Origin of the sequence: Candidatus Accumulibacter vicinus, assembly GCF_000584955.1 — a bacterium.
Lineage (GTDB): Bacteria > Pseudomonadota > Gammaproteobacteria > Burkholderiales > Rhodocyclaceae > Accumulibacter > Accumulibacter vicinus.
On record NZ_JDSS02000043.1, the window covers coordinates 114,038 to 135,265 of the forward strand.

At 59.8% G+C, this 21,228-nt stretch carries 19 protein-coding genes; 16 read left to right on the forward strand and 3 right to left on the reverse strand.

Features of this window, described 5'->3' with window-relative positions; genetic code table 11:
• The 9 genes from CAPSK01_RS18815 to CAPSK01_RS18855 form a co-directional block, all read left to right on the forward strand.
• Window positions 1-648, forward strand: a 648-nt coding sequence (locus CAPSK01_RS18815; RefSeq protein WP_273704071.1) for a tetratricopeptide repeat protein, incomplete at its 5' end; no start/stop codon positions are given.
• 51 nt (window positions 649-699) lie between these two features.
• Window positions 700-2,418 carry a GspE/PulE family protein gene (locus CAPSK01_RS18820; protein ID WP_273704072.1) on the forward strand — a complete coding sequence of 573 codons (1,719 nt, stop codon included), beginning with the start codon at window positions 700-702 and terminating at the stop codon, window positions 2,416-2,418.
• Window positions 2,419-2,423: 5 nt separating this feature from the next.
• The gene (locus CAPSK01_RS18825) at window positions 2,424-3,626 is read left to right on the forward strand and encodes a type II secretion system F family protein (protein ID WP_034930306.1); all 1,203 of its coding nucleotides are present in this window, start codon (window positions 2,424-2,426) and stop codon (window positions 3,624-3,626) included.
• A gap of 70 nt (window positions 3,627-3,696) precedes the next feature.
• Complete coding sequence (locus CAPSK01_RS18830) at window positions 3,697-5,160, forward strand: hypothetical protein (protein WP_273704073.1); 1,464 nt, start codon at window positions 3,697-3,699, stop codon at window positions 5,158-5,160.
• A complete protein-coding gene (locus CAPSK01_RS18835) occupies window positions 5,160-5,762 on the forward strand; it encodes a hypothetical protein (RefSeq protein ID WP_273704074.1) in 603 nt (200 codons plus the stop codon). The genes CAPSK01_RS18830 and CAPSK01_RS18835 overlap by 1 nt, the downstream gene beginning before the upstream one ends.
• An 18-nt stretch (window positions 5,763-5,780) precedes the next feature.
• On the forward strand, window positions 5,781-6,239 hold the full coding sequence (locus tag CAPSK01_RS23980) for a hypothetical protein (protein ID WP_273704075.1): 459 nt from the start codon (window positions 5,781-5,783) through the stop codon (window positions 6,237-6,239).
• A gap of 62 nt (window positions 6,240-6,301) precedes the next feature.
• Entirely contained in the window at window positions 6,302-7,288 is a 987-nt protein-coding gene (locus tag CAPSK01_RS18845) for a hypothetical protein (RefSeq protein ID WP_273704076.1), read from the forward strand.
• A gap of 106 nt (window positions 7,289-7,394) precedes the next feature.
• Window positions 7,395-8,132: a type II secretion system protein gene (locus CAPSK01_RS18850; RefSeq protein ID WP_034930314.1), complete on the forward strand. Its 738-nt coding sequence runs from the start codon at window positions 7,395-7,397 to the stop codon at window positions 8,130-8,132.
• Entirely contained in the window at window positions 8,132-9,424 is a 1,293-nt protein-coding gene (locus CAPSK01_RS18855) for an adenylate/guanylate cyclase domain-containing protein (protein ID WP_034930316.1), read from the forward strand. The genes CAPSK01_RS18850 and CAPSK01_RS18855 overlap by 1 nt, the downstream gene beginning before the upstream one ends.
• Here the strand turns inward: CAPSK01_RS18855 and CAPSK01_RS18860 are convergent.
• Entirely contained in the window at window positions 9,421-11,136 is a 1,716-nt protein-coding gene (locus CAPSK01_RS18860) for a HAMP domain-containing histidine kinase (protein ID WP_034930319.1), read from the reverse strand. The genes CAPSK01_RS18855 and CAPSK01_RS18860 overlap by 4 nt on opposite strands.
• Window positions 11,137-11,327: 191 nt before the next feature.
• On the opposite strand from CAPSK01_RS18860, the gene CAPSK01_RS18865 reads away from it, so the two are divergent.
• From CAPSK01_RS18865 to CAPSK01_RS18895, 7 genes are all read left to right on the forward strand, one after another.
• Window positions 11,328-12,035, forward strand: a complete 708-nt coding sequence (locus CAPSK01_RS18865; RefSeq protein ID WP_034930322.1) for a prepilin-type N-terminal cleavage/methylation domain-containing protein — start codon at window positions 11,328-11,330, stop codon at window positions 12,033-12,035.
• A gap of 150 nt (window positions 12,036-12,185) precedes the next feature.
• Complete coding sequence (locus CAPSK01_RS18870; RefSeq protein WP_034930324.1) at window positions 12,186-13,169, forward strand: KpsF/GutQ family sugar-phosphate isomerase; 984 nt, start codon at window positions 12,186-12,188, stop codon at window positions 13,167-13,169.
• Window positions 13,169-13,723: a 3-deoxy-D-manno-octulosonate 8-phosphate phosphatase gene (locus tag CAPSK01_RS18875; RefSeq protein WP_034930327.1), complete on the forward strand. Its 555-nt coding sequence runs from the start codon at window positions 13,169-13,171 to the stop codon at window positions 13,721-13,723. The genes CAPSK01_RS18870 and CAPSK01_RS18875 overlap by 1 nt, the downstream gene beginning before the upstream one ends.
• The gene (gene lptC / locus CAPSK01_RS18880) at window positions 13,720-14,313 is read left to right on the forward strand and encodes an LPS export ABC transporter periplasmic protein LptC (protein WP_034930328.1); all 594 of its coding nucleotides are present in this window, start codon (window positions 13,720-13,722) and stop codon (window positions 14,311-14,313) included. The genes CAPSK01_RS18875 and lptC overlap by 4 nt, the downstream gene beginning before the upstream one ends.
• Window positions 14,310-14,927 (forward strand): lipopolysaccharide transport periplasmic protein LptA, encoded by a 618-nt coding sequence (lptA, locus tag CAPSK01_RS18885; RefSeq protein WP_034930331.1) that lies wholly within the window; start codon window positions 14,310-14,312, stop codon window positions 14,925-14,927. The genes lptC and lptA overlap by 4 nt, the downstream gene beginning before the upstream one ends.
• A gap of 247 nt (window positions 14,928-15,174) precedes the next feature.
• Window positions 15,175-15,732 carry a phasin family protein gene (locus CAPSK01_RS18890; RefSeq protein ID WP_034930333.1) on the forward strand — a complete coding sequence of 186 codons (558 nt, stop codon included), beginning with the start codon at window positions 15,175-15,177 and terminating at the stop codon, window positions 15,730-15,732.
• A 55-nt stretch (window positions 15,733-15,787) separates the two neighbouring features.
• A complete protein-coding gene (locus CAPSK01_RS18895) occupies window positions 15,788-16,336 on the forward strand; it encodes a phasin family protein (protein WP_034930336.1) in 549 nt (182 codons plus the stop codon).
• Window positions 16,337-16,400: 64 nt separating this feature from the next.
• On the opposite strand, the gene CAPSK01_RS18900 is transcribed toward CAPSK01_RS18895, so the two are convergent.
• Both CAPSK01_RS18900 and hrpA read right to left on the reverse strand, forming a co-directional pair.
• Window positions 16,401-17,156 carry a molybdopterin-binding protein gene (locus tag CAPSK01_RS18900; RefSeq protein WP_034930339.1) on the reverse strand — a complete coding sequence of 252 codons (756 nt, stop codon included), beginning with the start codon at window positions 17,154-17,156 and terminating at the stop codon, window positions 16,401-16,403.
• Between the two features lie 18 nt (window positions 17,157-17,174).
• On the reverse strand, window positions 17,175-21,107 hold the full coding sequence (gene hrpA, locus CAPSK01_RS18905) for an ATP-dependent RNA helicase HrpA (RefSeq protein WP_273704077.1): 3,933 nt from the start codon (window positions 21,105-21,107) through the stop codon (window positions 17,175-17,177).
• Between the last annotated feature and the right edge of the window lie 121 nt (window positions 21,108-21,228).

The following is a 21,228-nucleotide window of genomic DNA, read 5'->3' on the forward strand; positions in this document are numbered from 1 at the left end:
CCGGAGCGGCTGCGCAGCAGTACCGCGAGTTCGCTGCCAGGCGAAACGGCGGGCGTTTTCCGTACCGGCAACAGGCGGGCGATACAGAACCAGACGCTGAACCAAGCTTACGAAGCGTGGCAGGCGAACAAGCTTGACGACGCACAGAGTGGCTACGAGGAAGTGCTGCGTAGCGACGCCAGGAATCCCGATGCGCTTCTCGGCCTGGCGGCGATAGCCATTCGCCGCAGCCAGTTCGAGCGTGCGCAGGACTTGTACCTGCGGGTACTTGAGTCCGATCCCAGCGATGCCACCGCGCAGGCGGCGCTGATCAACCTGCGCGGGCAGAACGACACGGGTTCATCCGAAAGCCGTTTGAAGATCCTGCTCGCCAGTCAGCCGGACTCGGCTGTACTGCATTTTGCATTGGGCAACCTGTATGCCCGGCAGGGTCGTTGGCGCGAGGCGCAGCAGGCCTATTTTCAAGCCTATGCGGCAGATCCCGATAATGCCGATTACATTTTCAACGTTGCGGTCAGCCTTGACCATCTTCGCCAGAGCAAGCTGGCGGCACAGTACTACCGGATGGCGCTGAGTGCTGCCGCAACACGGCATGGCACCTTCGACCCGCAGGCCGCCGAACAACGCATCCTTGAATTGCAACCGTGATCTTGTCCACGTGCAGCGATCCATTCGTCTGAATTGCCGGCCAAGCCGCTCATGAACCTGCATTCTTTCGCCGATCATTCCCCTTTGCGGCCGCTTGGTCAGATCCTGATCAGCAAGGGCATCCTTAGTGAGGATCAGCTGCGGATCGCCTTGCTGGAGCAATTGAAGTCGAATCATCCGATCGGGAAGCTCCTGGTCGCGCTTGGTTTCGTCTCCGAAGCGACTCTTCGCGACGCGCTCTCTGAAAGTCTGGGCAAACAAAGTATCGATTTATCGAATGCGATTATCGATCCTTCGGCGCTGAGACTCGTCCCTCGCGACCTCGCCAAGCGTCATCATGTGCTGCCACTCGACTACGATGCAGAGAATCTGCGCCTGACGGTCGCCATTGCCGACATCAACGACATCGTTGCCCTGGACAGGATCCGTAGCCTGACCGGCGATGAAATCGTGATCGACACCCTGCTCGCCGGTGAGACCGAAATCGATCGCAGCATCGATCAGTGCTATGGTCATGAGCTGTCGATCGACGGCATCCTGCACGAAATCGAAACCGGTGAGATCGACTTCCTCAGCCTGCAGTCTTCCGCTGACGAATACAGCCAGCCGGTCGTCCGCCTGATCGACTCGATCCTGACTGACGCCGTCAAGCGTGACTCTTCCGACATCCATTTCGAGCCGGAAGCGAGCTTCCTGCGCATTCGATACCGAATCGACGGCATGCTTCGGCAGATTCGCTCGCTGCATAAGACCTACTGGCCGGCAATGGCGGTGCGGATCAAGGTGCTGTCGGGAATGAACATCGCTGAAACGCGTGCGCCCCAGGACGGCCGCATCTCGCTCAACATGCGTGGTCGGCAGGTTGATTTTCGAGCCTCGGTACAACCGACGATTCACGGCGAGAATATCGTTCTGCGTATTCTCGATCGCCAGAAGGGGATCGTACCGCTCGCAGGACTGGGTCTTGCCGAGACGCAACTCAACCTGCTCAAACTGATGATCGCCCGTCCCGAAGGAATCGTGTTCGTGACCGGGCCAACCGGCAGCGGCAAGACGACAACGCTCTATTCGGTGCTCAATCACATCAACTCCGAGGGTGTCAACATCATGACTCTCGAAGATCCTGTCGAATACCCGATGACCCTGGTCCGGCAGACCTCCGCTGCCGACTCGATGAAGCTCGATTTCGCCAATGGAATCCGCTCGATGATGCGCCAGGATCCGGACATCATCCTGGTTGGTGAGGTCCGTGACGCCGACACCGCGGAGATGGCGCTGCGTGCAGCGATGACCGGTCACCAGGTGTACTCGACGCTGCACACCAATTCTGCCCTGGGTGCCATTCCGCGCCTGCTGGATATCGGCATCCTGCCGGACATCATGGCCGGCAACATCATTGGTATCGTCGCGCAACGGCTGGTACGACGTCTCTGTGTGCACTGCAAGATTCCCTACCAGCCCGAAGCGCACGAGACTTGCCTGCTGGGCAGCCCGGCCGAGGCACCGCGGCCGGTCATCTACCGGCCAGATGGTTGTGAGCGCTGTGAGTTCCAGGGTTATCGTGGACGCCTGGCGATCATGGAGTTGCTGCGGATTACCGGTGACATGGACGAACTGATCTCTCGTCGCAGCACGCTTCGCGAAATGCGGCAACTTGCCGACCGACAGGGTTTCGTCACGCTTGCCGACGACGGCTTGCGCCGCGTTCTCGACGGCTCCACCTCCCTCGAAGAAGTTGGTCGCGTCGTCGACCTGACCGACCGGATGTAGCCGCCATGCCCCTCTACACCTACAAGGCGGTTAATCCAGAGGGACGCATGGTATTGGGCAGAATTGACGCCATCAACCTCGTGGACCTGGAGATGCGACTGCGACGCATGGAGCTTGACCTGGTCAACGGCGAGCTGGTCAGTAACCGCGGCCTTCTTGAGCGTGGCAGGGTGCCGCGCCGGGAGCTCATTCACTTCTGCTTTCATCTGCAGCAACTGGTGCGCGCCGGCGTGCCCATCCTCGAAGGCCTGACCGATCTGCGCGACAGTCTTGAGCACCCACGCTTTCGCGAAGTGGTGGCCAGCCTGATCGAATCGATCGAAGGTGGCCAGACTCTTTCGCAAGGCATGGACAGTCATCCGCGCGTCTTCAACAAAGTCTTTGTCAGCCTGATTCGTGCTGGTGAAGCCACCGGCCGCTTGCCGGAAGTCCTGCAGAGTCTCGACGAATCGCTGAAGTGGGAGGATGAACTCGCTGCGCAAACGAAGAGGATCATCGCCTACCCGGTGTTCGTTGCAATGACGGTGCTGGCCGCCACGTTTTTCCTGATGGTCTACCTGGTTCCACAGCTCAAGATTTTTGTGAAGAGCATGGGGCAGGTCCTGCCCCTGCAGACGCAGATCCTCTTCTTCATTTCCGATCTGATGGTTGCCTATTGGTACCTGCTACTGTTGCTGCTGGCACTGACCGGACTCGGGCTGCGGATCCTGTTGCACAGCAATCCCTTGGCACGTTTCCGTTTTGATGTCCTGAAGCTGGGGCTACCGCTGTTTGGCGACATCCAGCGCAAGATCGTCCTCGCCCGTTTTGCCAATACTTTTGCCCTGCTCTATGCATCCGGGATCCCGATTCTCGAGTCGATCCGAACGACGCAGGACATCGTCGGCAACCTGGTCATTCGCCGGGGTCTGGAGCGTGTCGAACAACTGATCGGCGAGGGACAGAACGTGACGGCCGCTTTTCGTAGTATCGGTTTCTTCCCGCCGCTGGTGATCAGGATGCTGCGCGTTGGCGAAAGTACGGGCGCGCTTGATGAGGCGCTCCTGAATGTCAGTTATTTCTATAACCGCGACGTCAGGGAATCGGTCCAGAGATTGCAACAGGTGATTGAACCGCTGCTGACGTTGGTGATGGGCAGCCTGCTCGGGTGGATCATGCTGTCGGTTCTCGGACCCGTTTACGATGTGATCAGCAAGCTCAAGGCCTGATGTCATGCACGCCCGCCGCCTCATCTATCTCAGTCCGCATCAGCTGACGGCGTTCAACTGGCAAGCCGGAATGTTGACCAGAGAAGGCGTCTTTGAAGCGACTGAAGCAGGCAAGCTAGAATTCACCCGCTATCTCGGGAATCATTCTAAAAGCATTTTTACCATTCTGGCCAACGTCGCGGAAGAAGGTTTCCACATTGAAACGATCCCTTTCCTGCGTGGTGAAGATCGCCGCTCGATCATCACGCGCAAACTCGGACAGCAGTTCTTCAATGCTTCTCTGACGACCTCAGTCTCGCTCGGACACGAAAAATCACGGCGCAGGAACGAGCGCATCATGCTTGCCGCACTCACCAATAACGAAGCGTTCTCTCCCTGGCTGACGGCCCTGGCGAGCGCCGAGACGGCCCTCACCGGCATTTATTCGCTCCCCCTGTTAAGTCCATTGCTGCTCAGGAAGCTCGGTGTCGTAGACGAGCGCTGCCTGTTGTTGACGATTCAGGATCAAAGCATCCGGCAGACCTATGTGGAAAAGGGCGAACTGCATTTCAGCCGCCTCACCCACCTACCAAACAACAGCATGGACAGCATTGCGCAGACATTTTCGAGTGAAGCACGCAAGCTGCAACAGTATCTTGTTAGCCAGCGCCTCCTGGGTCGTCAGCAACCGATCCGCGCGTATCTCCTTGTGCATGCGAACGCCAGAACGACCGTCGAGAGCCGGTGTGTGAACAGCGAAACCTTGTCGTTCGTGATCCTTGACATCGAGGACTGCGCGCGCATCTGCCATCTCAAGACACCGCCGACGGACATCCGTTGCGAGACACTGGTGCTCCATCTGCTGGCCACAGACCCACCTCGCACCCAGTTTGCCAGCGCCCAGCAGCGCCATCACTACCATCTCTGGCGGATCCGCTCGGTCCTCCGGAATATGGGCGCAGCCGTGCTGCTCGGCTGTCTGCTATGGTCCGGCAAACAGTTCTACGATGCCTATCGACTCAGCCGGGAAACCGAAATGATTCATGCGGAAACTGCGCTGGCCCGCCAGCGTTACGATCACATGATCAGGACTTTTCCGGCAATCCCAACGAGCACCGAGACCTTGCGCCGAGTCATTGATCGCTATCTCGAATTGGAAAAAGGCAATACCTCGCCCGCTGATTTGTTTCGTGAAATTAGTCAGGCCCTGCAGGGCGACAGTTCGGTCGAACTTGACAGTATCGAGTGGAAAGTGGCTGTGCATGCGTCACGGGAGGCTGCCACGGCAGGAGCACAGCACACACCTTCTGTCGATAGCGAGCTTGCAGTCGTGCGCGGTACTCTGCGACCGGGTCCTGACAGCCATCCGAGGCAGATACTGGCTGTGTTCAACAGGCTGGTCGATGCCCTGAAGCACCATCCAAAACTGCAGGTCGAGGTATTGCAGCAGCCTTTTGACGTTGCCTCTGGGAAGTCGCTCAAAGGAGGCGATGCGGCGGTCGACGACCTGCAGCCGCGCGTGTTCAAACTCCAGATCCGCAGGGCGATCGACTGATGAAGATCGATTTCGCCGATCTGCGCAAGTTGCGGGCGAGCATTCTGGCCACCGTGTCGATGTTTGCCACTGCAGCGGCGGTACTGTATCTCTCGCATCACACCCGAGACAGCGCCCAATTCGCCAAGCAGGCCGCCACGACAGAGCGTGACGAGGCAGACGGCAAGCTCAAAAGGGTGCGTGACGAGGAAAACGAGATCAAGCAGAAATCGATTCTTTTCAACAAGCTGCAGGAGCGTGGCATGATTGGCGACGAGCAGCGCCTGGACTGGGTGGAATTGCTCAAGGAGATTCGTGACAAACGTCGCCTGCTTGATCTGCAATATGAGATCGCACCACAACGCTTGCTCGACGGCAACTCGGCCGGTGATTTTTCCTTTGCCAGCAGTACCATGAAATTGCAGGTGAAATTGCTCCATGAAGAGGACCTGCTGCGGCTGCTCGGCGATTTGCGCAGTCAGGCGAAGGCTTTGGTCCTGATCAAAGCCTGTGCCATCGAACGCCGGCCGACAAACGCCGATGAGAGTGCTGGTGGGCGAGAAAACCTTCTCGCCAACTGTGAAATCGACTGGCTGACGCTGCACGAAGTGAGTCGGAAGTAGGAAAGAGAAAACCCATCCATGACCAGGTTCTCGCTCATGGCCAGGAATGCCCGCGTTGCCGGGCTGCTTGGCTGGCTGTTGGCAAACCCGGCAGCAGTTGCCGAGGAGGCCATCGGTCGTTTGTTCTTCACCCCTGAACGGCGTCAGCAACTCGATCAGCGTCGAGAAATGAACACTCTCGACAAACCACAGATTGCGACTGATTCAACGCTCACGGTAAACGGAATCGTCACCCGTAGTAGCGGCAAGCGCACGGTCTGGATCAATGGCAACCCGCAGCAGGAAGATGAGACCGGCAACGACTTGACAGTAACCACGCAGCGCGGGAATCCGGGAAGGGTGGTGGTTCACTCCGGTGCTTCTGCGGCCATCAGGGCGCGCGTTGGTGAGACGGTGAACCGTCATACCGGCGAAGCAAATGACCTGCTGAACGGTGGTCAGGTACGTGTTCGGCCTGGCTCCGGAGCGACGAAATAGACCTTGAATCGATGCGACGACTGGCGACAAGGCTCCGAACATTAATCGGATGATGATCGTCGATGAGGGTGAAACACGTGCGTCCAGAATACTACGCCAGGGTTGGCCAGCAGCGCCAGAGTGGCGTCGCGCTGCTGGCACTGCTGACCTTGCTGACTCTCTGGGGGCTGTACCTGTTCGTCGGCCAGCTTAACGCGCTTCAACTCAAGATGGCAGGTGAGCGGAATGCCGAGGCTGCGCTGGCGGAGGCGAAACACGCCCTGATCGGACGCGCCGCGACCGATCAGAACCGCCCGGGCAGCTTACCCTGCCCTGCGATCGACGAGACTGGCGTATCCCCACTCCTGATAGGCAATCAGTGTCCTTCGTACCTTGGTCGCCTGCCTTGGAAAACACTGCGAGTGAGCGATCTGCGCGACCAGGCTGGCGAGCGTCTCTGGTATGCCCTCGCGCCCGCACTGCGCGACGACGATTCCGCGCAACCGATCAATTCCCAGACGCTACCGGAACTCAAGCTCGACGGTATGTCAGACATTGCAGCCATCGTATTCTCCCCTGGTATGCCACTCGCGGACCAAGGCGGCCGACCAAGCAACGCTGTCGCAGAATACCTGGACGGTAGCAACAACGACGGCGATTACGCCTTCGTTTCCGGGCCGCTTTCACCGACTTTCAACGACCGGGTACTGTCCATCAGTCGCGGCGACCTCTTCCGCGCCGTCAATCAGCGAGTTCTTGGAGAAGTGCGTGGCCCTGCAGACAACCCGACTGGGCCGCCGACCTACGCCTTGCGCCGTTACCATGCGGACCATGCCACTTTTCCCTGGGCCGACAAAGATGGCGACGGATTCGGCGATGTCGATACGACTATTGGCAAACTGCCCAACAATGATCTCGTATTGCCAAATTCCCTTGCCTGGCTGGGCACCAATAGCTGGCTGCCCTTGCTCACCTATCAGCGACTGAGCCCGAACTCTGCGAGGATCGGAATAGTCGGCAGCAGCAATACCCTGATCGTTCTACCCTGTCCAGGTTCGCCCTGCCCGTGAGCGCTCTTGCCAGCAACGGCCACGGCGAATCGCTCCGGGGCGGTTTTTATCCGGACGGGTTGGCCATCCTTCTCGATTCCACCATCAACACCATCAGGTGCCTGCCATGAAGAATCCGCCCTTCCAGGCTCCGAAAAACCGGGGCTTCACCCTGACCGAACTGGCCGTGGTACTGGTCATCATCTCGATCCTGATCGGCGGGCTACTGGTGCCCCTGTCGTCGCAGATCGACGCACGCAACAGCCATGACACCAGGGCAGCCATGGCCGAGATTCGCGAGGCGCTGCTGGGTTTTGCCGCCGCCAAAGGTTACTTTCCCTGTCCGGCGATACCGACCATCGCCAGTGAGAGTCCGAATGCCGGACTGGAAGGAGGCCGCAATGCGGGCAGCTGCATCCATCCAGCCGGGGTATTGCCATGGGCAACCCTGGCGGTCGCAGAAAAAGACGCCTGGGGACGGCGCTACAGCTACCGGGTGACTCCGGAATTCAGCAACGCTCCGCCCCTCCTCCCATTCAACCTCTCGTCCATCGGCGACATCAAGGTCTTGTCCTCAGCCGGTGGCGTCGCTGTTGCCACCGTCGTACCGGCAATCGTGATTTCCCACGGCAAGAATGGCAACGGGGCTTACACGGCCGAAGGAACGCAGTTACCCGAAGGGAGCGATGCCGATGAAATCGAAAACCGGGTCTTGAACACGTCTACAGGCGTGTGGTCAGACGGAGCCGTTGCCAAGGAGTTTGTCAAGCGGGTGGCTCCGACGGTGACTTACGACGATGAAGTCGTATGGATTGCCCCCGGCGTGCTCTTCAACCGCATGATCACTGCCGGCAAACTGCCTTGATGTCGCTCGCAAGAACCTTTCTCGACCGGCTGCGCAATGCCGGCATCACCGATACCGACAACGAAGAACAGCGTCTGCAGAAGTCCCTGTTGTTTTTTGCAACCGGCCTGATCTGTCTGGCCTCGGTTGTCTGGCTATTGCTGTACTGGCAACTCGGCCCCCGATTTCCCTCCAACCTGTCTTTTGCCTTGCAGTTGCTGCTCGTCAGCAATCTTCTCGTTTACCTGAAAACGCTCAACTTCAATGTCTTTCGCTCGATCCAGCTATCGTTGTTTCTATTCACGCCCTTTGTCGCACAATGGAGCATCGGCAGTTTCATCACCGCCAGCGGTATCAGTCTCTGGGCTTTGCTGGCACCGATTGGCGCAGTGCTGTTCATCGGCCCGAGAGAGTCCGGGGCCTGGTTTTTTGCCTATGTTTTTCTCACCGTGCTCTCCGGTGGCTTTGACTACTATCTCGCGGACTCGCTGAGCATGGCGCAGCACCCAGTGCCGCCGCAGACCACTGCATTCTTCTTTGCCCTCAATTTTGCGGCCGTATCGGCCATTGTCTATGTGCTGCTGTGCTACGCGGACTCCCAAAAGCACCAGGCTCAGCAACGCCTGCAGGAAGCCCATCGGCTTCTGCAAAACGAACAGGATCGCTCTGAACGACTGCTCCTGAATATCCTTCCCGCGTCGATCGCCAGGCGCTTGAAGAACGGTAACCAGACGATTGCAGATGGCTTTTCAGAAATCTCGGTGATGTTTGCTGACATCGTGAGTTTCACGCGCGTTGCCGAAGGGCTGACTCCCCAACAAGTCTTCGCCATGTTGAACAAAATCTTCTCCTGCTTTGACGAACTTGCCGAAAAGTATGGCCTCGAGAAGATCAAGACCATTGGCGATGCCTACATGGTTGCCGCTGGCCTCGACACCGCACGCAAGAATCCGGCCGAGGCGCTGGCCGATATGGCACTGGAAATGTGCAGCCTGCTTCATGATGATTTCAGCCTCAACGAGAAGCGTCTCGAACTGCGCATTGGCATCGCTACTGGCCCGGTGGTTGCCGGTGTCGTCGGCAAGAATAAATTCATTTACGACCTCTGGGGTGACACAGTGAACATCGCCAGCCGAGTCACCACCGAGGGCATTCCCGGCATGGTTCAGGTCGATGAGCGAACCTACCAGCGCCTGCAGCGGAGTTTCGATTTTCAGGAACCCCGGACGATCTTTCTGAAAGGCAAAGGGAACATGGTCGTCCATCGCCTGCTCGGCCGCCGAATCGCCGGCAGCGCTGATCATGACCGTTAGGCGGCTGGCCTGTCCGGGGGCAGCCTTTGCAACTCGAAGCACACCTGGCCAGGGACATTGTTTGCCAGTCGCAACTCGTAGCCGCAGCTTTCCGCCTGCCGAGCCGCATGATAAAGCCCGACCCCAAGACCGGTCTCGGAGGCCACGGGCGCGCGCAGCAGATCGCCCAGGATAATGGGGTCAAGCGCGCTGCCGGTATCGCAGATACGTAGTACCGAGGCGTCAGCGGCGATGGTGACGCGCACCTGCAAGTCGCTGTCCACTTGCGCCTTGAGGAGTGCATTCTGCAACAGGTTGTCGGTGACGCTGTCAAAAAGCACCACTGGCAGCAGGGCATCGGGGTTCAGGTCGACTGCGACGAAAGTGACCGGCGCCGTGGCGTAACGCTGTTGCTGGAGCTGCCACCACGCCGCCACCGGCAGGAGGCCCCCCGCCTCGATTTGTGGTTTCTGGAGTTTGCTCAGGGTTTGCTGCAGGCGTTGCGTGATCTGCGGCAACTGGCGCTGCAACAAGCGATCGAGCCGTTCGCTTTGCTGGCCGTTCATCGTCTGCGCCAGGTAACACAAATTGCTCAGCGATTGCAGCAGATTCTTGACATCATGCGTGAGGCGAGCACCAGTCTCATGAATCGCGCGCAGATAGCTCACCTGCTGTAACTCGCGTGCGCGCAACTTGGCGATGTAGTGCTCATTGGCGAGTTGCGCCAGCAGATGAAAATGCCAGACCAGCGCCGGACTCAGCTTATGACGAGTATGCAGGGTCAGTTGCAGGGGTTGTCCAGAAAAATCCTGACGAAAGCGCGACTCCCTGCCGAAGGCGCCGCTGCGTGCTCCGGCAACCCAGTTCCCACCGTCGACCCACGGTAGATCGAGCATCTCCTCGAGCGCCTGTGACAGGAAATGTTCCGGCTCGCTTTCGCTGCTGGCCAGCGTCGTCAGGCGATGTAACCACGTTTCAAACGGCAGGCCGATGGTCAGCAGATAGCGAGAGAAAAAAACGTCAAAACCGGTAAATCCGGGACGTGTGTTCCAGGCCCAACCGATCAGCAGCAGCAGCAAGGAAATCGAGATCAGCGCGTTGAGTACCGCCTCGAGATACCCTGACTGGCGTAGCAGCATGAAAGCCAGACTACCCAGAATCAGGACGGCAATCAGCAGGAAAATGAACAGGCTGTAGAACAGGTCGATCATCCCGCCGCCGGGCCGGTCGTTTTCCAGCGAGAGGGGCAACAGCAGCATCACCAGAAAGAATGCCGGCATTCCCCAGGCAAATTCGCGATCCAGTGACGGGCCGGTCAGAGCGGCATGCGGCACCACCTGGGGTACCAGCCAGAGCAGTAGCGCGGCCAACAGGTAGGCAAAGGCGATCAGATAGAAAATACGGGTCGGTCGATGATCGGTGAACATGACCCGTCCGCCAACCAACGCAGCCAGCATGACCACCCAGACGATCAGCAGCCACCAGCCGTACCAGGCAACGCCGCAGCCCAGCACCAGGGTGAGCACCGCCAACCCGCCCAAATCGACATTTCGTTCGGCGTAAGTGAACGGTTGCCAGAGAATGAACAGTCCGACATTGACCAGCCAGCACAGCAAACCGATCGTCGTATCGGCCCCGGAGACCAGCGCCAGGTGCAACACCAGCAGCAAGGAAACCAGCAGCCAGCGCTGGCGCTGGCGCAAAGCGCTAGCGACGCGCTGCAGCAGGGTCATGCAGCGTCCCTGTCGGCTACCCGTAGCCTGGTCCGCAGGCCCATGGCCAGTCCAACTCTGGTCAAGGGTGTCGAAATGCCGACAGGTCCGAAGACCTTGACCGGCAAATCAGCGGGATTTTCCCGGTACGAGTCCGGGCACGAAACGTGCTTTGAATCCACCACCATATTCGACAGTCACCGGAGAATGACATGAACCAGCCGAACAAGCTGCAGTCGGGCTTTACCCTCGTAGAGGTTGCCATTGTACTCGTCATCATCGGCCTGCTGCTCGGTGGGGTGCTGAAAGGACAGGAGTTGATCAACAGTGCCAAGGTCAAGAATTTTGTCAATGACTTTCGCACCGTTTCGGCCCTGGTCTATGCTTACCAGGATCGCTTCAAGTCATTCCCGGGCGACCAGAATCAGACGCAACTGGATAATGCTTTTGGTGCCAACCTGGCGAACGCATGTACCCCGGCTGCTGATGGTAAATGCAGGCAAAACAACGGACGCGTCGAAGGCGCCTGGGATGCCGGTGGCACCGATGGCAAGGGGGCTGCGACCGAGGAAAGCGTCGTCTTGTGGCAGCATGTTCGCTTGGCCAACCTGGCCACAGGCCCTACGGGGCTTGACTCCACTGACTACCGGCCACGTAATACCGATGGCGGTTTCATCGGAATCGAGAGCAACGGCGGAGTGACTGCGCCGTACATCAAGGACATGCGAGGGTCGTTCTTTGTTTGCTCGGCCGGCATCCTCGGCCGTCATGTCAAACAGATCGATACCACCATGGACGACGGTAATACCGCCGGCGGATCGGTTCAGGCAGTAGCGAATGGTGCCGCCCGCGGCAGCGCGGCCGTCAAAACCATCGATATTCAGGAAGGGACCTCGTACACGGTCTGCGCCGCCTTCTGAGCAGTGGCCGTATCTTCATCCCTCCTGCGACAAGCCAAGATCCATGGCTTGGCAGAGTCAGCAGGGGGGCCGCGAGCGCAAGGCTGCCGCGGGATGAGTGCTTAAGGGGCTTCTGCTATACTTCTCTGCCATGATCAGCGTTGCCTCCCGATGAGCCCAATACTGCCTTCTCCTAAGGCGCTCGACCTGGCCCGCCAGGTTCTGCGTATAGAAGCTGATGCCGTACTCGCGCTGGTCGACCGCATCGATGGCGGTTTCATGCAAGCGCTGCGACTGATTCTCAATTGCCATGGTCGCGTCATTGTCAGCGGCATGGGCAAGTCTGGTCATGTCGGACGAAAGATCGCTTCGACCCTCGCCAGTACCGGCACGCCTGCCTTTTTTGTTCATCCGGCGGAGGCCAGCCATGGCGACCTCGGGATGATTACCCGCGACGACGTGCTGATTGCGCTTTCCAATTCCGGCGAGAGCGCCGAGTTGCTGACCATCGTGCCGAGCATCAAGCGCCAGGGCGCCAAGTTGATCAGCATGACGGGCAATGCGCAATCATCACTGGCGATCGAGGCCGATGTGCACCTGGATGCCGCGGTTGCGCAGGAAGCCTGCCCACTCAATCTCGCGCCAACTGCCAGTACCACCGCTGCCCTCGCACTGGGCGACGCACTGGCGGTAGCCCTGCTCGATTCGCGCGGCTTTGGCCCGGAAGATTTTGCCCGCTCGCATCCTGGGGGCTCGCTCGGTCGTCGGCTACTGACCCATGTGCGCGATGTGATGCGCGTCGGGCCGGCCATTCCAGCCGTCCTTGCAGATACCAGCCTGCCCGATGCCATTCGCGAGATATCGCGCGGAGGCATCGGCATGACCACCGTGCTGACTCCTGATCGACGGGTGATCGGCATCTTTACCGACGGTGACCTGCGGCGCGCTTTCGCCAGTCAGCAGGACCTGCGCACCCTGTCGATAGGCGACATCATGCGGAGAGAGCCGCGCACGATCGCTCCCGACCGGCTCGCGGTGGAAGCCGTCGAGATGATGGAGCAACACCAGATCAACCAGTTGCCGGTAGTCGACGACAGGGGCGTTCTCGCCGGCGCACTCAATATGCACGACCTTTTCAAGGCCAAGGTGATCTGATGTCGGATGCCCTCGACGACGATGCTAGGGCGCGCGCGCGCCGGCTCAAACTGATGGCTTTTGACGTTGACGGGGTGCTCAGCGACGGCTCGTTGTTCTACAGCGACGCCGGTATCGAGATCAAGGCGTTCAACACGCTCGACGGGTTTGGTCTGAAAATGTTGCAGCAGGCCGGCATTACGGTTGCCATCATCACCGGCCGGCGTGCCCGCTGCGTCGAACTGCGAGCGCAGGACCTGGGCATCCAGTACCTCTATCAGGCAGTCGACAACAAACTCCAAGTCATGCATTCGCTGCTCGCCGAACTCGGTCTCGGTACGGATGATGCCGGTTACATGGGCGATGACATACTCGACCTGCCGGTGATGACCGCCTGTGCTTTCTCTGCCACACCGGGCGATGGCCATGCGCTGGTACAGCGCTATGCCGCGCTCACCACGGAGCGTCACGGCGGCCGCGGTGCGGTACGCGAGGCCTGTGAGTTTATTCTGGATGCGCAAGGCAAGCTGGCAGCCACGCTGGCGCCGTATCTGACGATGATGGCCAGTCGATGAAAAATTGGAGTAGCGCACTGCTGCCACTGAGTATTTTGCTCGTTCTGGTCATCCTGACTGCCTGGCTGCGCTACGTCACCGAATTCCCGGAAGTGCGCAATGACGGCAAGAGTCGTCACGATCCCGACTACATCATCAGCGATGTGCTGGGGCGCAAGCTCGATGCCTCGGGAAACCTGCTGTATACCCTGACCACAGACGAGATTCGTCACTATCCCGACGATGATACGATCGACCTGCTCAAACCGACACTGATTTATCTGGATCCCAAGCGACCGCCAGTCATCATCAGATCAGGGCATGGACAGGCGAACTCGCAAGCCCAGCGGGTCGAGCTCTGGGACCAGGTTGAGATACACCGTGCCGCGACTGCCAAAGAAGGGGAATTGGTGGCCACGATGTCCGAGCTGACGGTGTTGACCGAAGAGGAAAGGGCTTTCACCAAGAGCCGGGTGCTGATTACTCAGACCAACTCCTGGGTACAGGGCGTCGGCATGCAGGTAGACAACAGGTTGCGGACTTACCTGCTGGAATCCGCCGTCACCGGACAAATTGAGAGCCATTTTTCCAGAAAGAAACCTCAGAGATGAAGCAGATCCATTGCGGTGCCTGCGCCGCCAGTCTCCTGTTGCTCGCCCTTTCACTGCCAGCGCAAGCCGAGCGTGCGGATCGCGACAAGCCGATTCATCTTGAAGGAGATCGCCTGAGCATCGATGACATCAAGAACATCAAGATTCTTGAGGGTAATGCGGTCCTGATTCAGGGCACCATGGAACTCCGGACCAGTCGACTGGTGGTTACCCAGGACGCCGATGGTTTCCAGAAGGCCGTTGCGACGGGTGGTGCCAATGGCCTTGCGCATTTCAGGCAGAAGCGGGAGGGCGTCGACGAATTTACTGAAGGCGAGGCCGAGCGCATCGAACACGACGCACGCAGCGAAATCACGCAGTTTTTTGTTCGCGCCTGGATCCGCAACGGCCTTGACGAGGTCAAGGGAGCGTACATTTCCTATGATGCGCTGAACGAAAAATTCCTGGTCACCACTGCGGGTGGCATCAACAAGAGCGCCACCGGAGCAGGGCAGGCACGCGTGCGCGCGATCATCCAGCCAAAGATCAAGAACGCGGATCCCGCGCCCGCCGACAAGAAGAGTGACCCCCTGACCCTCAAACCCGCAGCAAAAATCAGCCCCAGAGCCGACTGAATCGGTTTGCGCTTACGCCGCCGGCAAATCATGACATTCATGATTGAGTGGGCCTGATGACCGGGAGAGTCCGATAAACCCACGATCTTTTGATGCGGCGCAACAAAATGCTTGACATGGTCGATCGAAAGTCTATAATGCGGCGCATGGTGCAGTGCAGCAAAAAGATCGCGAAACCCAGTGGTGCCACGATCAGCGAGTTAACCATTGCACATGTTGTGTTGTACCTATACCTTTATTGAGGAGATTGACCGTGTTTAACACCCCAGAACAATTTGCCGCTGCCAACAAAGCCTCCGTGGATGCGATGCTGACCCTTGCCAACACCGCGCTGGCCAGTGCCGAACGGATTGCTGCCCTGAACCTGAATACCGCCCGCTCGATGCTCGAGGATGGTGTTGCCAATGCCAAGGCGATGCTTGGTGCCAAAGACCCGCAAGAGTTTTTCTCGCTGCAGAGTTCGCTGGCACAACCCGGTCTCGAAAAGGCCGTGGCCTATTCCCGCAGCGTCTATGAAATCTCGGCGCAATCGAAGGAAGAGATCTCGAAGCTGCTCGAAGCACAATTCGGTGACTTTCAGAAACAGGTTCTCGGTCTGCTCGAGAAGGCAACCAAGAATGCACCCGCTGGCTCGGACGTTGCGGTTAACGCCGTCAAGTCGGCCATCGCCGCCGCGACTTCCGCTTTTGACAGCATGAACAAGGCTGCCAAGCAGGTGGCCGATATTGCAGAAACGAACGTTGCCGCCGCAACCAACGCCACCGTCAAGGCGGTTGGCACCGCTGCTGCAGCCGCCAAGAAATAAGCCTGTTTTTTCGCATTCTGCACACGTCTTACCATTGCCATTCACGGAGAACTCCATGAGCACCATCGACCTTGAACAACTCGCCCAGAGCCAGAAAGCCAACGCCCAAGTCATGATGACGCTGGTCCGCACGGCCTTCCACGGTCTCGAACAATTGTCAGCTCTCAACCTCGCGGCCAGCCGCGAGCTGTTCAACAGCACTGCCAGCGGTGCACAACAACTGCTGGGCGTCAAGGATCCAAAAGAGCTGGGCAACATCGCCGGTTCTCTGGCCCGTCCCAACGTCGACAAGCTGATGGAGTACTCCCGTAGCCTCTACGATCTGGCAGCCAACATGCAACGCGAAATCACCTCGGTGATGGAAGATCAGTACAGCACCGTGCGGCACAACGCTTCCGGCCTGATCGACAAGGTGGGTGCGGTCAGTCCGATCTCCAGCGATGTCTTCGGTGCGGCGATGAAGCAGATGATGACGGCCTCGAGCACGGCCTTTGAGAACATCTCGCAGATGGCCAAGCAGATGACCGACATCGTCGACACCAATGTCAAGGCGGCTACCAATGCAACCGCCCAGGCTGCTGCTGCCCTGACCCCGAAGAAGTAATCCGGCCCCCAGCGCCTGACTTCCGAAAACCCCGGCTACGGCCGGGGTTTGTTCGTTTACGGGATCAGGCCCGCCATTGCCAACGGATGCCCCGCCTCTCCACCTCTTTCCGTATCGACTCCATGGCGGCGTCAACAAGGGGTGGAGATCCCTCGACCCCGAGTTCAAGATATAGTCGCTGCCCCTCGTCGGACATCGACGGCAGGCTGTACAGACGCAAGGCAGGAAAGTCGATAACGATTCGCTCCATCAGATCGAGCAGCGCACTCTCATAGGCGTTCACTCCAGTGAGCAAGAATGCCTTGTCCACGCAAGCCTGCGGGGCGAACAAGTGTGCGTAGAAAGTATCGAGTGCCCATTCGGCCATCGGATGCGCCATTTGCGGAAAGCCCGGCAGGAAGTGGTGATCGCGTACGCGAAATCCGGGAATGCGGTTGAACGGGTTCGGAATGATCTCTACACCGCGCGGGAAGGTGCCCAGGAGCAGGCGAACGTCGGTGATCTCGGCGCCAAAGCGGGCGCGGATTTCGTGCTCCGCATCAGGATGCAGGACCAGATCGACGGAGAGCGCCGCCGCCGCCGCTTGCCGGGTGTGGTCGTCGGGCGTGTTGCCGATGCCTCCGAAACAAAAGACCACGTCCCCGGCAGCCAGGCTGCGCTGCAGCGTCGCCGTGATGCGTGCGCGCTCGTCGCCCAGATATTCGGCCCATGCCAGGCGCAAACCACGCACCGACAGCAGTTCGGCGATTTTCGCAAAGTGCCGGTCAACGCGTTTCCCCGACAGGATCTCGTCACCGATGATGATTGCCCCGAAATGCATGCTCACTCCTTCAACGGTTCACAGGCCTTCCCACATCTTCTGCAAGCGCTTGCTCGATACCGGTACCGGCGTGCGCAGCTCCTGCGCGAATAACTGCACGCGCAATTCTTCAAGCAACCAGCGGAACTGTTCGAGCCGCGCATCGGTCACTCCCTGCCTGGCCAGCACACTGGCACGGCGCTCGTAATTTGTCCAGAGCGGTGCGAACTCGGCCAGCAGGCGTGCATCCCGAATGGCGCCTGGAGCGCCGCCCGCCTTCAGTTTGTCGAGACGCAGGGCGATCGCCTGGAAGTAACGCGGATACTGCTGCAGGCGTTCGAAAGGCGTCTCGGCAATGAAACGCTTGTGGATCAGGCGCGCCAGTTGTCCTTCGATATCCTGCAGCGTACTGGCGAAGGTCCTGAATGCCGGCAGCTTCTTCTGCAGCGCCTGCCAGTCGCCGAGAATCTGCCCGAGCAGACGGCAGATTTCCTGCGCCAGCAGCCCAAGCCGCGGCTTGGCTTCGAGGCAACGCGCGCGGAAAGTGGCCGCATCGTTCGGCCAGGGATCGGGCAGGCAGGCACGTATGAAGCTCAGATCGATCAACTGCCGCCGCAACTCATCGAGCGTACCGAGCGCCATGAACTGCAGTGCCATCTGGTTGAGCCCCGGCAGATTTTTCTCAAGATACTTCTGCTGTTCGCGAAACTGCAACATGAACAGTCGCAACAGCCCGGCCGCATGCGCCTGGCGCGCCTCCTCGGGAGAATCGAAGACGCACAGCGAGACACTGTCGCCGTTGTCGACCAATCCAGGGTAGCCGAGCACCCGTTGTCCGCCGCCCACCCCGACTTCCATCCGCTCGGGCAGTTCGCCAAAGGTCCAGTCGCTCATTCCCGAGTACTCGCCAGGCGTTTCGTGCAGCTCGGAGAACTCCTGCTTCGCTTCACGACCCCACTCGGCGCGCAGATCGCTGAGGCTGCGGCTCATTCCGAGCTGGCGCCCGTTTTCGTCGAGCAGGCGGAAATTCAGGGAGAAATGCGCGGGCAAGGCGTCGGGGCGAAAGGCATCAGGCGTGATCTCCCAGCCGCGCGCGTTGAGTCCTCGCGACTGCAGGATGAAGGCGATCAAGGCCATGACCAGCGGCTTGTCCGAAGGCGGCACCTGCGCGACGAACTCGGCCGCGAAGTCGGGCACCGGCACCAGTTTGGCACGCAAGCGCTGTGGCAGTGTCTTCACCAGCTGCACGACCTTTTCCTTGAGCAATCCCGGCACCAGCCACTCGCAGCGCGCGGCCGGAATCTGGTTCAGTTGCGCCAGCGGCACGCTCAGCGTCACCCCATCGCGCGCGCTGCCGGGGTCGAAGTGGTAAGCCAGTTCATAATCGACACCGCCGAGCCGCAGTTGATGCGGAAAGGCCTCGCTGGTCACGCCGGCAGCCTCGTGCCGCATCAGGTCTGCGCGCTGCAGGTACAGCAGACGTGGCGTGGCGCGCTCGGCGTCGCGTCGCCACTGGTCGAAGCCGGCACCGCTGTAGATGCCCGCGGGGACGACCCGATCGTAGAAGGCAAAGATCAGCTCGTCGTCGACCAGCACGTCGGGCCGGCGCGATTTGTGTTCAAGCGTTTCGATTTCGAGCATCAACTGCTGGTTGTGCTGATAGAAAGCCCAGCGCCGTTCAAACTCTTCGCTGACCTCGCCGCCGACCAGCGCCTGGCGGATGAAGATCTCGCGTGCGGCCTGTGGATTCAGCGGCCCGAAGTTCACTCGCCGGCGCGCATCGACGACGATGCCATACAGGGTGATCCGCTCGAAAGCAATCGCCTGCATCGCCTTCTTCTCCCAGTGTGGGTCGAAGCAGCTGCGCTTGAGCAGGTGTGCGCCGACGTGCTCAAGCCATGCGGGTTCGATGCGCGCGACGCAGCGCGCGAAGAGCCGCGTCGTTTCGCTGATCTCGGCGGCGACGATCCATTTGCCGGCCTTCTTCTGCAGCGTCGAGCCCGGATGGATCAGGAACTTGATGCCGCGCGCGCCGAGGTAGTGCGCAGATTCTTCCGACTTGCATCCCAGGTTGCCGAGCAGGCCGGCGAGCAGCGCGCGATGGATCGCGTCGTAAGTCGCCGGCAACTGGTTTTCCTGCCATTGGTGCTCGGCGGCGACAGCGTGCAACTGGCCATGCACTTCGCGCCACTCGCGCATGCGCAAAGCCGAGAGAAAGTGGTCGTGACAGGCCTCGACGAGTTTGCGCTGCGACTTGCGGTGCTCGAATTCGGCCTGATACCAGTCCCAGAGCCTGAGCCAGGAAAGAAACTCCGACCGCTCGTCGGCGAATTTCCGGTGCGCGGCGTCGGCCGTCCCCTGTCGCTCCTGTGGCCGCTCGCGTGGATCCTGTACGGAAAGTGCGGCGGCAATCACCAGCACCTCGCGTAGGCAGCCTTCGTCGCGAGCGGCGACGATCATCCGCGCGAGCCGCGGATCGAGCGGCATCTTCGCGAGCTCCTGGCCGGTCGCGGTCAGCGCATGCTCGGCATTCACCGCACCGAGTTCAAGCAGCAACTGGTAGCCATCGCTGATCGCCTTGCGCAGTGGCGCCTCGATGAACGGGAAATCCTCGATGTTGCCGAGGCGCAGTGCCTTCATGCGCAGGATCACGCCGGCCAGCGACGAGCGCATGATTTCCGGATCGGCAAATGCCGGCCGCAGCGCGAAATCCTGCTCTTCGTAGAGACGGATGCACACCCCCGCCGCTACCCGGCCGCAGCGCCCGGCCCGCTGGTTGGCCGAAGCCTGCGCGATCTTTTCGATCTGCAGTTGCTCGACCTTGTTGCGATACGAGTAGCGCTTGACGCGCGCCAGACCCGAATCGACGACGTAGCGGATTCCCGGCACCGTCAGCGAGGTCTCGGCCACATTGGTTGCCAGCACGATCCGCCGACCGACGTGCGGCTTGAAGATCCGGCTCTGTTCCTCTGCCGAAAGGCGGGCAAACAGTGGCAGGATTTCGGTGTGCGGCGGGTGGTGCTTGCGCAGCGCCTCGGCGGCCTCGCGAATCTCGCGTTCCCCCGGCAGAAACACCAGCACGTCGCCTGGCCCGACGCGATGCAACTCATCACAGGCGTCTGCGATCGCATCGTAGAGATCGCGTTCATCGTCGGGAGCCGCTTCCTCCTTTTCCATCTGCAGTGGGCGATAACGCACTTCGACCGGATACAGGCGGCCCGAGACCTCGATGACCGGCGCACCGTCGAAATGTTTTGAAAAACGCTCGGCGTCAATCGTTGCCGAAGTGATGATCAGCTTCAGGTCGCGCCGCTTCGGCAGGAGCTGCTTGAGGTAGCCGAGCAGGAAATCGATGTTCAGGCTGCGTTCATGCGCCTCGTCGATGATCAAGGTATCGTACTGTTCGAGCCAGGGGTCACCCTGAGTTTCGGCAAGCAGGATGCCGTCGGTCATCAGCTTGATGAAGGCGTCTGGAGAAGTGCGATCGCTGAAACGAATCTTGTAGCCGACGAGCGTGCCGAATTCGCTCTGCAGCTCCTGTGCGATACGCGCTGCGGTGGCGCGCGCAGCGATGCGGCGTGGTTGCGTGTGACCGATCAGACCGGTCGTTCCGCGTCCAATGTCGAGACAGATCTTCGGGATTTGCGTGGTCTTGCCTGAACCCGTTTCGCCACAGACGATCACCACCTGATGTCTGACGATCAGCGCCCTGATCTCGTCGCGGCGCAGGTTGACGGGCAGATCATCGGCAAACTCCGGCCGGGGCAGCCGTGCTCGGCGGGCCGCGACGGCCGCCCGCGACCGGTCGAACAGGCGATCGCTTTCGGCCTGCAGCGCATCGCGCTTGCTCCCGAACAGGTGCCGGAGATCGCGCGCCAACGAGCGCAGCCGGCGCTGATCGAGCGCCAGGCAATCGGCGAAGGCTTTGGCTGGTTGGCGGGTGTGCGAGGAAGATGCAGTTTTTGGCGTCATCGGTCAGCAAAGCAGGCGTACAACCGAGTCAAAAAGGTTCTCTCATCGTCGATTGATAGGGTTCAACTTGATAACAGATAACGTCAGTTCGGGATAAGTTTGGGGGATTGAGAGAGCCGAC